Origin of the sequence: Pseudidiomarina insulisalsae (assembly GCF_003987065.1) — a bacterium.
Taxonomy (GTDB): Bacteria; Pseudomonadota; Gammaproteobacteria; order Enterobacterales; family Alteromonadaceae; genus Pseudidiomarina; species Pseudidiomarina insulisalsae.
This window is the reverse complement of record NZ_PIPY01000014.1, coordinates 1-13140: the sequence shown is the minus strand read 5'-3', so window position 1 is coordinate 13140 and position 13140 is coordinate 1. Positions and strand designations below refer to the sequence as shown.

Below are 13140 nucleotides of genomic sequence, written 5' to 3'. Positions count from 1 at the left end.
TTCTGACATGACACCTGAAGGCAGCTGCTATTCTGCCTCGATCGCTGAAAAATAGCGACCATCTTCCGGAAGGTTAGCAACCAGCTGCCAAAGTTGCTGCCCGCTGCGCTGATACTTGCGCTCAAAGGGGGTAACTGGCTGATGTTTCGCCAGCAGCGGCTGCAAGGTCGCAACACAGTTGACCAATGCCAGACTGCTGGCCACCTCGGTTAAGTATATCAACCAGTTTGAGCGCATCACCAGCTCGCCCCCCAGCCCCAGTACATAAGGCCATACCGGACTGCCATGCCAGCGCCGGCTCAGATGTGCCGCTTTTGGCCAGGGGTTAGGGTACAAAAGGTAGTGCTTCTCTAACTGCCAGTGATGCTCGACCGCCAGGCGCCAGAAATCCTGCAGATCAGCACGCACCAGCAAATAGCGCTGGCCCTGCTCAGAGGTCTGGTAATTTGCATGCCGTTGCAATCGGTGGGCCGACTTGTCGACTCCGATGACCAACGCGTCCGGGTGCTGTTGCGCCAGCCAGGCAGTGCTCTCTCCCACGCCACAACAGGAGTCGAGAATTACCGGCCCCTGCCACTGAGCTACTGCCTGCGCAGCCTGTTCAAAAGCCTCACGGTTATGTTCCTGTATCGGCTTTTTAAACGGCGAGCGCAAATGCCGCATGACAACTTGCGTTAAGTCCTCATGATTGCCGTGCTGATTGGTCGTTACCGGGCGTGATTCGTTAGCACTCACGAACGGATCCCCACGCCGCGCTGCAGCAGCGTATAGGCGGTGGCAAAGAATGCCAGGTTGAACACAATGATAACGCCCAGCGCCACACCGACGTCAACGTCAGAAACGCCGAGAAAGCCATAACGAAAAGCATTGACCATGTAGAGGATCGGGTTGAAGCGGGCAACGGTTTCCCAAATACCCGGTAACAGGCTGACACTGAAGAATACCCCACCGAGGTAGGTCAACGGGGTAAGTACAAAGGTCGGCACGATGGAAATATCATCAAAGGTCTTGGCATAGACCGCATTAATTAATCCCGCCAGAGAGAATAATGTGGAGGTCAGGATGACCGTTAACACCAGTATGCCGGCGTGGTTAATACTGACATTCTCAACAAAGGCAAAAGACACCAGCGTGACAATGACCGCCACAATTAACGCACGCGCCAGACCACCACCGACATAACCGGCAATAATAACCGGCGTAGATACCGGCGCGACTAACATTTCTTCAATGTTGCGTTGAAACTTGGCGCTAAAGAACGACGAGGCGACATTGGAATAGGAGTTGGTAATCACCGACATCATGATAAGACCCGGCACAATAAACTCCATATACGGACGGCCGCTCATATCACCAATGCGCTCACCGACGATGCTACCAAAAATGATAAAATACAAAGTCATGGTAATCGCCGGTGGCACCAGCGTTTGCACCCAAATCCGTAGGAATCGCGTGCATTCTTTAATCCAGATAGTTTTCAGCGCAATCGCACTGTACGACGATGCCATAGCTTATGCTCCTGCTGCGGGTTTATTGGCGCGTCCGCGCTCAACCAAATCGACAAAAAGTTCTTCCAGACGGTTCGCTTTGTTCCGCATCGATATAACTTTGATATCTTGCGCGCTAAGTTGCTCAAAGACTTTGTTCAGTCCCTGCGATTTCTCGACATCTACTTCAATGGTGTGATCGTCGGTCTGACGCATGGTAAAGCCCTCGAGCTGCGGCTCAATGCGCTGCTCGTCATTACGACTCATATCAAGCACAAACGTCTCACGGTTCAAGGTCGTCAGCAGGCGTTTCACCGATGTATTCTCGACAATGGCGCCTTGATCGATAATAGCGATATTACGGCACAAGGTTTCGGCCTCTTCGAGATAGTGCGTGGTCAGGATAATGGTAATCCCCTGCTTGTTAATCTCAATCAGGTAGTCCCACATACTGCGACGCAGCTCAATATCGACCCCGGCAGTAGGTTCATCCAATATCAACAGGCGGGGTTCGTGCAACAGCGCGCGGGCGATCATCAGTCGGCGCTTCATACCGCCAGAGAGCATACGCGCCGCAGCGTCACGTTTATCCCAAAGCCCAAGTTGCTTCAGGTAGTGCTCGGCACGCTCATGCGCAACTTCCCGCGGTACGCCGTAATACCCGGCCTGATTCACGACGATCTGACGCACTGTCTCAAACTGATTGAAATTAAATTCCTGAGGCACCAGGCCGATTTGGCGCTTTAACTCCACCAGTTGGGTATCCAGGTCATAACCAAATACACTCACCTCACCTGAGGTTTTATTGACCAGCGACGAGATAATGCCAATCGTGGTTGACTTGCCGGCGCCGTTGGGGCCAAGCAGTGCAAAAAAGTCGCCCTCAGCAACTTCCAGATCAATGCCTTTCAGTGCTTCAAAGCCACCTTTATAGGTTTTGCGTAAGTTCTTAATCGATAACGCTTTCATATGGTTTCAGGACTCCTCTCCATAACCCCAGCGAGGCTGTAGCTTCTGCTCCAGATTAAGATGATCTAATAACCGCGCGACCACAAAATCGATCAGGTCATCAATACTTTGCGGTTGATGATAAAAACCCGGCGCAGCGGGCATCACCGTCACTCCTAGTTGCGCCAGCTTCAGCATATTTTCCAGATGTAGCGCCGACAGCGGCATCTCGCGTGGCACTACGATCAGTTGACCGCGCTCTTTTATAACCACATCGGCAGCGCGCTCGAGCAAGGTGTTACTCGCTCCGCAGGCAATGGCCGACAAGGTTCCGGTCGAGCAGGGGCAGATAATCATGCGTTTGGGTGCGGCTGACCCCGATGCCACCGGTGAAAACCACTGCTCTTTGCCATAGACCTGAAGCTGTGTTTCGCTCACATTGAAGCGCGACCGTAATGCATCGCCCATAGCCTTTGGCGCCGCCGGCAATTGCCAGTCGAGCTCGGTCGCAAACACTACGCGTGCGGCGCTGGACATCAGCAAATGCACCTGCTGCTGTTGTTGCAACAGGCATTCTAACAAACGCATGGCATAAGGTGCACCAGAGGCACCGGTAATCGCTAAGGTAATTGCGTTGTCAGCTACGGCCATGTTGTCCCTCCTGCAATGCGTTTAACAGGTTGCGGTGTAATCCGCCAAACCCGCCGTTACTCATAATCAGTACCTGATCACCCGGCGCTAAGTTACGTAACAGCTTAGTGAGAAGTTCATCAGTGCTGTGGCTGATATCAGCCTGTGGCACCTGATCTTTAATCAGCCAGCGCAGTCCTTCAGGCTGCAACATGTAGCAGGCGTCAGCTCCCGCGAGCGCCGGCGCCAGGTCGGCAGCGTGTACGCCCTGTTTCATCGTATTCGAACGCGGCTCTAACACCGCAATGATACGCTGTTGACCGACTTTGGCGCGCAAGGCATCCAGCGTCTTACGAATGGCGGTCGGATGGTGCGCGAAGTCGTCGTACACCGCAATATTTGCAGGTTCACCTAATAGCTCCAGGCGCCGTTTGGTATTTTTAAAATCCGCCAAAGCTTCAGCTGCCACCGTCAGCGGCACGCCCACATGATGCGCCGCGGCGATTGCCATCACCGCATTACTGGCGTTATGTTCGCCGACCACCTGCCAGTGAACCTCGGCTTCGTCATCGCCGTGTTGCACCACGAAATGCGTCGCATCGTCGCTGATTAAACGATAGCGCCAGTCGCCGCCTAAGGTTTTCAGCTCACTCCAGCAGCCTTTTGCCAGCACCCGCTGCAGGTTTTCATCAGCCGACGGATAAATAATCTGCCCATGGCCCGGAATAATGCGCACCAAATGATGAAACTGCGTTTCGATTGCCGCCAGGTCCGGAAAGATATCAGCGTGGTCGTACTCAAGATTATTGAGAACAAGTGTTGAGGGCTGGTAATGCACAAACTTCGAGCGTTTATCAAAGAACGCCGTGTCATACTCGTCGGCTTCAATGACAAAAAAATCACTGTTCCCCAGCTGTGCGGAACAGCCAAAATTAGCCAAAACGCCACCCACTAAAAAGCCCGGCTGATAACCGGCAAACGCAAGAATCCAGGTCAGCATACTTGAAGTGGTGGTCTTGCCATGGGTACCAGCAACAGCCAGCACCCACTTGTCCTGTAACAACGCGTCGTGCAACCACTGCGCACCGGAACGATAAGGAATACGCCGGTTTAAAACTGCCTCAACCGCCTCATTCCCGCGGCTAAGAACATTACCTATAATCACCAGATCAGGCTGCGGCTCTAATTGTGCAGCATCATAGCCCTGGTAAACTTCGATGCCGAGTGCTGCCAACTGATCGCTCATGGGCGGATAAACATGCGCATCACTACCGGTCACATGATGGCCCATGGCTTTAGCCAACGCGGCTATGCCACCCATGAAAGTGCCGCAAATACCTAAAATATGAATGTGCATATAGATTTCTACCTATTGAAGCACGAAAAAATGCGCTTAGTGTATCACGCAGTGAACTTTTCCGGCGATTCTTGCAGGCATTTTACCTATTTTTACGGTAAACTTAGCCGCGATTTTGAGCAGCCCACCAAATGAGGATGTTATGCAGCGTTTTATTCCAACGTTACGTCGTGATCATGTCGAAGAAGGCCTTATCTCGGTTATCAACACCCTGCAGATTTGCGCCAAGGAAATTTCTCACCGACTTCATCAGGGCGAACTCGCTGGTGTACTTGGCTCCACGCTTGATGAAAATATTCAGGGCGAAACACAAAAGAAACTTGATGTGCTTGCCAATCAGTTATTAAAAGATATTTTGCTTGAGAATAAGTTTGTCCGCGCAGTTGCTTCGGAAGAAGAAGAAGGCATTGTTGAAGGTTTCGCTGACGGTAAATATCTGATTGCCTTTGACCCGCTCGATGGCAGCTCCAACATTGATATCAATAGCATGGTCGGCACCATTTTCTCAGTGCTGCGGGCGCCCCAGGATGGCCGCACCGGCACCGACATGTTCCTGCAGCCTGGCCGCGACCAGGTCATGGCAGGCTATGTCCTTTACGGGCCGTCAACCATGCTGGTGTTCACCACCGGTAAAGGCGTACGCGTTTTCACCCTTGACCATATGGTCGGCGAATTCCTGCTCACCGACGAAGACCTTGAGATTCCCACAGAGACCTGTGAATTCGCCATCAATATGTCGAATTACCGCCACTGGCAGCCGCAAATGCGCGCCTATATCGATGATTTACTTGCCGGCGACACCGGCCCACGCTGCAAGAACTTCAATATGCGTTGGATTGCTGCCATGGTGGCTGACGTGCATCGTGTACTTTGCCGCGGTGGCTTATTCACCTACCCGTGGGATAGCCGCAAAGCGAACAAGCCATATAAACTTCGACTGATGTATGAAGGCAACCCGATGGCAATGCTGGTCGAGCAAGCTGGCGGCCGGGCGCATAGTGGCGAGCAACGCATTATGGATATCGAGCCAACGGATATTCATCAGCGGGTAGGTGTCATTTTGGGATCGGCAAATGAAGTTGAGACCTGCTTGCGCTACTTACAACAGGACTCGCAAAACGGCGCCACAGACGTATAATATTTTGCAGTTTTAACAATTGTATTTCGTTTATTTATATATGTGATGAATAGGAAACACCATGAGCTTAAGTGATGTAAGCGCGGGCAAGAACCTGCCAGATGAAGTCAATGTCATTATCGAAATTCCTGCGAATGCAGATCCGATTAAATATGAAGTCGATAAAGACACCGGTACCTTGTGGGTTGACCGCTTTATGGCCACTCCGATGTTTTACCCGTGCAACTACGGCTTTGTAAATAACACCCTGTCGCTTGATGGCGACCCGGTCGATGTTCTGGTTCCTACTCCCTACCCGCTGCAAGCTGGCTCGGTGATCAAGTGCCGTCCGGTAGGCGTTCTGAAAATGACCGACGAGTCAGGCGAAGACGCCAAAGTTATTGCGGTGCCTGTCAGCAAGCTGAGCAAAGAATATGATCACATTCAGGACGTGAACGACCTGCCAGAATTACTGAAGGCGCAGATTACTCACTTCTTCGAGCGCTACAAAGAGCTGGAAAAAGGCAAGTGGGTGAAAGTTGAAGGCTGGGGCGATATTAACGAAGCCAAAGAAGAAATCGTTTCTTCATTTGAGCGCGCGCAGTCGAACTAAGCCTTATGAGCACCTGCGTTGAACTGAACCGGCTTCAGTTTAGCTGGCCGGGTGCTCAGTCACCGCTGCTGAGCATCCCCAGCTTAACCGTCACCCGCGGCGAGCGGGTGTTGCTGCGTGGTGCCAGCGGTAGTGGCAAGTCCACCTTGCTGGGGCTTATTGCGGGTATACATACCAGTGGCCCCGGACAAGTCCAGGTATTGGGGCAAGATCTTGCCAACTTAAGCCAACACCGTCGCGACCGTCTGCGCGCCAATGAGATTGGCTATATTTTTCAGCAATTTAATTTACTCCCCTATCTTTCTGCCAGCGCCAACGTAACCCTGGCGTGTCAGTTCGCCCCCGCGCGTCGGGAACGTCTGCAACAGCACGATATTGACCAACAGGCCGCAATGTTACTTACCCGTCTGGGGCTGACGCCGGAGCAGCAGCAACAGCCCGCGCATCAGTTAAGTGTCGGTCAACAGCAGCGCGTGGCGGCTGCTCGCGCATTGTTAGGCAGCCCGGCGCTGATCATTGCCGATGAGCCAACGTCAGCCTTAGATCAGGCACACCGCGACGACTTTATTAAGTTATTATTCGAAGCCTGCGATGCGCAGCAAACTACGCTGTTATTTGTGACCCACGACGCCACACTCGCACCTCTGTTCCCGCGCAGTATTGAGCTTAGCGAAATAAATGAAGCGGGGGCCGCAAATGTTTAAATTAGCACTGGCCAGTTTATGGAATCGTCGTGGCAGTGTCTGGCTAACCATCGTCGCGATTGCCGTGAGTAGCTTATTGCTACTCGGCGTGGAACGTATTCGTGTGCAAACCCAGGAAAACTTCGCCAATACCATTTCAGGTACCGATTTAATTGTCGGTGCACGCACCGGCTCAACCGAGTTGTTACTAAGCAGTGTTTTTCACATCGGTAATCTCTCGAATACCATGAGCTGGCAAAGCTATGACTATTTGCAGAACCTACCCGGTGTGCAGTGGCACATTCCCATGGCAATGGGTGACAGTGTGCGCGGCTTCCCGGTGATTGCCACGACCGATGCACTCTTTCATAACTTTCAATATGGTAATAAACGTCCGCTTGCTTTTGCTACCGGGAAGAGTTTTGCTGAACACGAAGCGCTGACTTATGCAGTACTTGGTGCGGATGCCGCAGCCGAGTTGCAGTTAAGTGTCGATGATGAGCTGGTGATCGCACATGGCACCGGTGAAATCAGCTTCACGCAACACGACGCACATCCGTTTCTGGTCAGTGGTATTTTAGCGCGCACAGGCACGCCCATTGATCGCGGTGTATTCATCCCGCTTGCAGCACAGGCTCTGGTACATGGCGATTACCTGCCGGAGCCCGCAACAGCTGAAGGTCATGAGCACGACCATGAGCATGGTCATGATCACGATCACGGTCATAGCCATCAGCATGGCCCTACGCACGACCATGGCGACGCCAACCCACCAGTCTATACCATAAGCGCAGTGCTGCTCGGGCTGGAAAACCCAGCTCTGGCCTTGCGTTTACAGCGCGTCATCAATACTTACAAACAAGAAGCTCTGTCAGCCATTATGCCAGGCCTGGCGTTACAGAATTTCTGGCGTACGCTGAGCCTGTTTGAGCGTGCCCTGGTGGCAATCTCAGTATTAGTGGTAATCACCGGGTTATTAGGTATGCTCACCACCTTGCTGGCAAGTTTACGTGAACGCCGACGGGAAATGGCGGTCTTACGTTCTATCGGCGCGGGCCCCATGACAATACTGGGGTTATTGGTGGTTGAGGCCTTTGCGGTGACCCTGCTGGGCGTGCTGCTTGGTACTGCCGGGCTTTATGCGGTGCTGTTCTTCGGCGCCGATGTATTACATGAAAGCTTAGGTATTCAGGTCACTGCCAGTGTGCTGACCCTGCGTGAACTCTATTTACTCGCGGCGATACTTGTCGCGGCAACCTTGTTAAGTTTGTACCCGGCCTGGCGTGCGTATCGCAATGCCCTGGCCGACGGATTAACGGTGAAAATATGAAGTGGTTAGTTAGTTTGTTAACAGTTCTGGGATTGACGTTGAGTCCGCTTACGAGCGCCCAAAGCTACACTGAAATCCAGTGGAAAGATCTGGTACCGGAGGGCTACACGCCACCGCCAGTGCGCAGTCAGGCCTATTACGACATGAACCCTGAAGCTATGGGACAACCAGAGCTGAACGCACCTGTGGTTGAGGCGTTAGATGGCACCAAGATCCGTATTCCGGGATTTGTCGTGCAACTACAGGCTGAGGACAGCAAGGTCACAGAATTCCTGTTAGTGCCTTACGAGGGCGCCTGTATTCATGTGCCGCCGCCACCACCGAATCAGGTTATTTTAGTTCGTTTTCCTGAGGGCTACCCCATCCGTCAGGCGTTTAACCCGATCTGGGTTGAAGGCACCATCGCGGTTGAGCGCGCGGAAGGAGACTTAGCCGTGGTTGCCTATCAGATGGATGCCGTCAATGTCGTGCCGTATCAATAACGGCACGACGCTTAGCGACGTTCACGACGGTTAGAAGTGTAATTCAATGCCCAGATAGGGCCCTTTGTATTCGAGATTGGTGTAGACGTTATCCAGATCGTCGAGCTCAATAGTGAAAACCCGATAACCCAATTGCAGGTTTACATCGACGGCCAGATTTTCGACCGGCCGGTATTCAACGCCAAACTCATAGTCTTCCAGCTTTGAGTCTTCAATGCTCACCGCATTGGCTACCCCATAAAACGTAATGGGCGTGGCCGGAATTCCAACCCGTAGCTGACTGTATAAGGTGGGCACCCAACCGTCAGTCGTCGTGCCTTGCAGGGTCTGCTCGCCACGCACCTCGACACTACCATCGACACGTTTTGCGGTGACACCCAGATCAAAGGTCAGTAAGTCATTGTCGAAAAGTTCGTAGTAAAAGGTGTAATCAGTATGGCTGAGATCAGCGGTGTAATTCACCCGACTATTGGCTGCAAAATCGGTACCGAAAAAGCTAAATTGCTGATCCAGCAACTGCGAGCCGTTGGTGATCAGATCGTTATGGCGCACTTTGACATTAGGAAACAGCGGGATCGGGTGCTCAAACGCCAGATAGGCGCTCTGTTGCTGTTCGTCGTCAAAGTGAAAGTTCTCCAGCGATGCGTCTGAGCCAAAACCGCCGCTAACATCTGTTTGCCATACCTGAGCACCGGCATAGACACCAAAAACGGTGTCGGCTGCGGCTGTGGGTGCGAGCAGGATACAGCCTAGTGCTGCAGCGGCGCGTAAGCATTGAGCTTTCATTTGCATAGGATTCCTTTACTACCGTTCAGGCGTTTACTTCAGTGGCCGAACCTCGGCCACCACATCGAGCGCGTCAGCATCGGCGAATTGCAGTTGAAAAGCAACGCTTTCGCCGACTTTAAACGGTTTTTTTACACCAAAGAACATGACATGATAGCTGCCGGGCTGAAAGGTAACTGTCTCCCCAGCAGCGATAGAGAGCTCAGGTACACGCCGCATACGCATCATGCCTTGCTCGTCCATGGTATGTTGATGCACCTCACTTGCCCGCGCCGCATTGGTGGCCACAGCTACCAACTTAACGGGTTCCGGTCCGAGGTTGCGCAGCACAAAATAACCGGCACCATTTTCGGTACCCGGTATCGTCGGCTTGACCCAGGCATCCTCAACGATCACTTCCGCCATGGTGCTCATTGGCAAAAGCAGCATGGCGAAACTCAGGCTCTGTAATAAACGCCGCATTGTAATGCTCCTTAACGAAAAGTTATGGAGCTAGTCTACACTGCTTTTGGACGTTTTCGCACCAGTAAATAAATAATGCCGGCCAGCAATAAATACGGCCATAGCCAGCTAAATAGCACAGCAGCAAGGGCGACTGCGGCTACAACCATCGCCACTGCGATGCTACCGCCAACAGCGACCACTAACCCGAATGCGCCCACCGCAATGGCCAGCATGACAAGACCGGTGACGCCGATACTAATGACCAGGCCGATAATGGCACCTAGCAGGCCCAGAATTTCATCACCAAATAAGAAAAATGCTAACACCGCTGCGATAACCCAAAGCCAGGTTGACTGTTTACGCATGTTGTTCTCCATCGTTGCTACTTCAAGATTGCGTTGCTACAGAGATACATACAAGAATCATGCCATCTATTATTTAAACGTTATTTCATAGACTTAGCATTCCAGACCTTGGTGCTGCTATAAAAAAACCGCCAACAAGTGGCGGTTTTTACAACTAGCTAAGACGCACTGAGTTAGAAGTTATAGGTAAACTCTGCGTAGTAGTAGCCACCGTTAAAGCCAAATGGCGCGTTGGTGTTAGGGTACATGAAAATGCCGTTGAACTGGCTGGCCGGACGTTGTTTATCAGGATAAACGTCAAACAGGTTCTGTACCCCGGCACTGACAATCATTTGCTCATTCAGCTGATAGCGTGCAGAGATATCGGTCGTCCACTTACCACTGAACTCGGTCTGAACCCCCTGGTTGTTCTCTAGCACGTAGTCGCCGAAGTAGTTAAATGCCACGCGACTCTGCAAGTCACCAAGAGAATGAGTGAATACGACGCTACCGTTATTACGTGGGACAGAACGTGTCATCCGTGTGCGCTCGACGCCATCAAACAGATTCTCTTCCAGCCCGCCTAACAGTTCAGGCAGGTTCACATCATCAATCTCGGTCTTGTTATAGCCATAAGCGAGTTGCGCGCGCAACGAGCCCAAGCTATCCAGGTTAAACTCTTGCGCGGCAACAATATCAATACCCTGTGTGGTGGTATCGACTGCATTCACAAAGAAACGCGCGTTATCGGCACCACTCATTGCCAGCGCCTCAGCCACCGCAGGTGAGTCTGCTGGGCTTAAGTCGCCTGACAATATAATGCGGTCGTCGATTGCAATCTGGTAGGCATCAATGGTCAGCGTAAAACCCTCGTAGCCATTAAAGACCAGACCCGCACTGAAGCTCTGCGACTCTTCTGGCTCAAGGCCGTCGACACCTAATGCGCGGGCGACGTCGCTGATGTTGTTAAAGGTACCGCTTTGCTCAGGTTGTAGCCCATTGCCGCGGTCAACAAACAAGGTTGAGATATTCGAGAAGTACAGCTGCTGCACGCTGGGTGCCCGAAAACCAGTATTCGCGGTTGCGCGCAAAGCCCACTGATCATTCAGATCATAGCGTCCCGAAAGTTTCCAGCTGGTATTGCTGCCAAAGTCAGAATAGTCCTCGTAACGCATTGCCGCGCCCCACTGAAAATCAGCGGTCAGCATGTTTTCTACTTCCACATAGAAACCTGTATTGTCACGCGACTCGTCAACTTCTGACTCAGGTTTAAAGCCGGTAAAACCCTGGCTGCCAGCAGGACGGCCCTGGTAGCCACCATTAATATAAGATGCAGGCTCGCCAGCATCGATCTGATAGCTGTTCTCGCGATAACTCACACCGAAAGCAACTGCGAGATCTGAGTTATTCACAAATGGGAAGAAACGCTGAAAGTCGAGTGTGACATTAAGTTCATCGGTGGTCAGTGTGCCGGCATCGAATTCGGTCTGAGAGCTCGGGCCAATCGAGGCGTTAAGTGAGTTCTCTACGCGGTACTGAAATTCACTTTCGCCGTAGCCAACGCTCGCATCAACGTCCCAGCCTGAATGCTCAAAACGATAGCCGACATAGCCGGAAACGTCCTGAGTTTCCGGGCTCAGCAGTGGTAAAAAGCCATCCGGGTAAATCTCAATGATATTACGGTTATCCAGGGCGCGGCGAGAAAACGCGCCAGACTGTGAGGAGCGATCACTTACACCACCAAAAGCATAAAACTCGCCTTCACCAACTTGCATAGCAGCATTCACAAATACCGCGGCGTTTTCAAACTCGGCGTCGCCAACGTGGTGGTTCAGGCGATCGAAGGTTGCCTCACGCGGATCCAGCTCGCCATCGACCAATGGATACTGCTGGCGTGGATCAAGACCCGCACGGTTGGTTTTATTTTTGTGGTGATACTCGGCGGCGACGGTAAAGTGGCCATTGTCACCTAACTCAAAACCGGTGCTACCGTGTAGTTTGTATTGCTCGCCATCGCCCTCGTAGGTTTGTCCGGCATTGGCGGTCAATGAGCCACCTTCATCCTGATCTTTGAGCACGATGTTAATAACACCTGCAATGGCATCTGAGCCGTAGAGTGCTGCCGCACCGTCACGCAGCACCTCAATACGCTTGATAGCTGAGATCGGAATGGCGTTAAGATCAACGTTTGAGCTACCGCGGCCGGTGGTGCCGTTAAGATGCACCAAAGCACTCATATGGCGGCGTTTGCCATTGACAAGGACCAAGGTGTGATCTGGCGATAAACCACGTAAAGATGCCGGACGCACGGCATCAGAGCCGTCGGTAATGGAGGAGCTGGGGAAGTTAAAGCTAGGTACTGCATATTGTAGCGCACGCGCGGTTTCAGTGATGCCGCTCGCGCTCAGTTCTTCTGCTGAGATAATATCAACAGGAGCAGTACCATCGGTTGCGGTACGCATCGACAAGCGTGAGCCAATCACCTGAATGCGCTCTTCCGCCTGAACTTCTGCACCCTCTTGCTGCTGTGCCACTGCAGCAGAGCTGCTAAATGCCCCTACGCTGGCTAATGCTAGTAATACCTTGTTCTTATTCATGAAAAATACCTCTCCTGGGTCAATAGCTCGTTATAAGCACTTAAGCATAGCAATGGATCATTTAATTGCTTAGTTGACTTTAGTCTAAGGTATTTATTTTTGCGTGAAGAGGGAATTCGCTATTCGCTGTTTGCTGTTTGCTGTTTTACAGGCATAAAAAAACCCCAGTCCATCGGGACTGGGGTTCTCTATTTGAAGCCTGGCGGTGTCCTACTCTCACATGGGGAGACCCCACACTACCATCGGCGCTGAAGCGTTTCACTACTGAGTTCGGAATGGGTCAGGTGGTTCCACTTCGCTATGGCCGCCAGGCAAAACTGGT

The 13140-nt window shown here is 52.1% G+C and carries 14 protein-coding genes and 1 rRNA gene; 5 read left to right on the top strand and 10 right to left on the bottom strand.

Annotated features, from left to right (window positions below; all coding sequences use genetic code 11):
* Window positions 1–27: 27 nt before the first annotated feature.
* The 5 genes from trmB to mpl are packed head-to-tail and all read right to left on the bottom strand — an operon-like array spanning window position 28 to window position 4422.
* Window positions 28–735 (bottom strand): tRNA (guanine(46)-N(7))-methyltransferase TrmB, encoded by a 708-nt coding sequence (gene trmB / locus CWI71_RS11500; RefSeq protein ID WP_198678785.1) that lies wholly within the window; start codon window positions 733–735, stop codon window positions 28–30.
* Window positions 732–1508 (bottom strand): ABC transporter permease, encoded by a 777-nt coding sequence (locus CWI71_RS11495; RefSeq protein ID WP_126755417.1) that lies wholly within the window; start codon window positions 1506–1508, stop codon window positions 732–734. Before CWI71_RS11495 ends, trmB begins: the two co-directional genes overlap by 4 nt.
* A gap of 3 nt (window positions 1509–1511) precedes the next feature.
* On the bottom strand, window positions 1512–2456 hold the full coding sequence (locus CWI71_RS11490; RefSeq protein ID WP_126755416.1) for an ABC transporter ATP-binding protein: 945 nt from the start codon (window positions 2454–2456) through the stop codon (window positions 1512–1514).
* A 6-nt stretch (window positions 2457–2462) separates the two neighbouring features.
* On the bottom strand, window positions 2463–3086 hold the full coding sequence (locus CWI71_RS11485; protein ID WP_126755415.1) for a flavin prenyltransferase UbiX: 624 nt from the start codon (window positions 3084–3086) through the stop codon (window positions 2463–2465).
* Complete coding sequence (gene mpl / locus CWI71_RS11480; protein ID WP_126755414.1) at window positions 3073–4422, bottom strand: UDP-N-acetylmuramate:L-alanyl-gamma-D-glutamyl-meso-diaminopimelate ligase; 1350 nt, start codon at window positions 4420–4422, stop codon at window positions 3073–3075. The genes CWI71_RS11485 and mpl overlap by 14 nt, the downstream gene beginning before the upstream one ends.
* Before the next feature lie 142 nt (window positions 4423–4564).
* On the opposite strand from mpl, the gene CWI71_RS11475 reads away from it, so the two are divergent.
* The 5 genes from CWI71_RS11475 to CWI71_RS11455 all read left to right on the top strand — a co-directional run bounded on the left by CWI71_RS11475 (window position 4565) and on the right by CWI71_RS11455 (window position 8647).
* Window positions 4565–5560: a class 1 fructose-bisphosphatase gene (locus CWI71_RS11475; RefSeq protein ID WP_126755413.1), complete on the top strand. Its 996-nt coding sequence runs from the start codon at window positions 4565–4567 to the stop codon at window positions 5558–5560.
* Window positions 5561–5621: 61 nt separating this feature from the next.
* Window positions 5622–6152, top strand: a complete 531-nt coding sequence (ppa, locus tag CWI71_RS11470) for an inorganic diphosphatase (RefSeq protein WP_126755412.1) — start codon at window positions 5622–5624, stop codon at window positions 6150–6152.
* Between the two features lie 5 nt (window positions 6153–6157).
* The gene (locus tag CWI71_RS11465) at window positions 6158–6856 is read left to right on the top strand and encodes an ABC transporter ATP-binding protein (RefSeq protein ID WP_126755411.1); all 699 of its coding nucleotides are present in this window, start codon (window positions 6158–6160) and stop codon (window positions 6854–6856) included.
* Entirely contained in the window at window positions 6849–8165 is a 1317-nt protein-coding gene (locus tag CWI71_RS11460; protein WP_126755410.1) for an ABC transporter permease, read from the top strand. The genes CWI71_RS11465 and CWI71_RS11460 overlap by 8 nt, the downstream gene beginning before the upstream one ends.
* Complete coding sequence (locus tag CWI71_RS11455; RefSeq protein ID WP_126755409.1) at window positions 8162–8647, top strand: DUF3299 domain-containing protein; 486 nt, start codon at window positions 8162–8164, stop codon at window positions 8645–8647. The genes CWI71_RS11460 and CWI71_RS11455 overlap by 4 nt, the downstream gene beginning before the upstream one ends.
* A 30-nt stretch (window positions 8648–8677) precedes the next feature.
* Here CWI71_RS11455 and CWI71_RS11450 read toward each other — a convergent pair whose 3' ends face one another.
* The 5 genes from CWI71_RS11450 to rrf form a co-directional block, all read right to left on the bottom strand.
* A complete protein-coding gene (locus CWI71_RS11450) occupies window positions 8678–9433 on the bottom strand; it encodes a TIGR04219 family outer membrane beta-barrel protein (RefSeq protein WP_157981095.1) in 756 nt (251 codons plus the stop codon).
* Between the two features lie 33 nt (window positions 9434–9466).
* The gene (locus tag CWI71_RS11445) at window positions 9467–9895 is read right to left on the bottom strand and encodes a copper chaperone PCu(A)C (RefSeq protein ID WP_126755407.1); all 429 of its coding nucleotides are present in this window, start codon (window positions 9893–9895) and stop codon (window positions 9467–9469) included.
* A 35-nt stretch (window positions 9896–9930) separates the two neighbouring features.
* Complete coding sequence (locus CWI71_RS11440) at window positions 9931–10242, bottom strand: hypothetical protein (RefSeq protein ID WP_126755406.1); 312 nt, start codon at window positions 10240–10242, stop codon at window positions 9931–9933.
* 173 nt (window positions 10243–10415) lie between these two features.
* Window positions 10416–12818 (bottom strand): TonB-dependent receptor plug domain-containing protein, encoded by a 2403-nt coding sequence (locus CWI71_RS11435; protein WP_126755405.1) that lies wholly within the window; start codon window positions 12816–12818, stop codon window positions 10416–10418.
* 197 nt (window positions 12819–13015) lie between these two features.
* A 5S ribosomal RNA gene (rrf, locus tag CWI71_RS11430) occupies window positions 13016–13130 on the bottom strand.
* Between the last annotated feature and the right edge of the window lie 10 nt (window positions 13131–13140).

Bases quoted from the DNA above. Each gene is read 5' to 3' on its own strand.
- CWI71_RS11465 (WP_126755411.1), top strand. From the start codon at position 6,158: ATGAGCACCTGCGTTGAACTGAACCGGCTTCAGTTTAGCTGGCCGGGT.
- mpl (WP_126755414.1), bottom strand. From the start codon at position 4,422: ATGCACATTCATATTTTAGGTATTTGCGGCACTTTCATGGGTGGCATA.
- CWI71_RS11460 (WP_126755410.1), top strand. From the start codon at position 6,849: ATGTTTAAATTAGCACTGGCCAGTTTATGGAATCGTCGTGGCAGTGTC.
- CWI71_RS11445 (WP_126755407.1), bottom strand. From the start codon at position 9,895: ATGCGGCGTTTATTACAGAGCCTGAGTTTCGCCATGCTGCTTTTGCCA.
- CWI71_RS11475 (WP_126755413.1), top strand. From the start codon at position 4,565: ATGCAGCGTTTTATTCCAACGTTACGTCGTGATCATGTCGAAGAAGGC.
- CWI71_RS11435 (WP_126755405.1), bottom strand. From the start codon at position 12,818: ATGAATAAGAACAAGGTATTACTAGCATTAGCCAGCGTAGGGGCATTT.
- CWI71_RS11490 (WP_126755416.1), bottom strand. From the start codon at position 2,456: ATGAAAGCGTTATCGATTAAGAACTTACGCAAAACCTATAAAGGTGGC.
- CWI71_RS11450 (WP_157981095.1), bottom strand. From the start codon at position 9,433: ATGAAAGCTCAATGCTTACGCGCCGCTGCAGCACTAGGCTGTATCCTG.
- CWI71_RS11495 (WP_126755417.1), bottom strand. From the start codon at position 1,508: ATGGCATCGTCGTACAGTGCGATTGCGCTGAAAACTATCTGGATTAAA.
- ppa (WP_126755412.1), top strand. From the start codon at position 5,622: ATGAGCTTAAGTGATGTAAGCGCGGGCAAGAACCTGCCAGATGAAGTC.
- CWI71_RS11440 (WP_126755406.1), bottom strand. From the start codon at position 10,242: ATGCGTAAACAGTCAACCTGGCTTTGGGTTATCGCAGCGGTGTTAGCA.
- CWI71_RS11485 (WP_126755415.1), bottom strand. From the start codon at position 3,086: ATGGCCGTAGCTGACAACGCAATTACCTTAGCGATTACCGGTGCCTCT.
- CWI71_RS11455 (WP_126755409.1), top strand. From the start codon at position 8,162: ATGAAGTGGTTAGTTAGTTTGTTAACAGTTCTGGGATTGACGTTGAGT.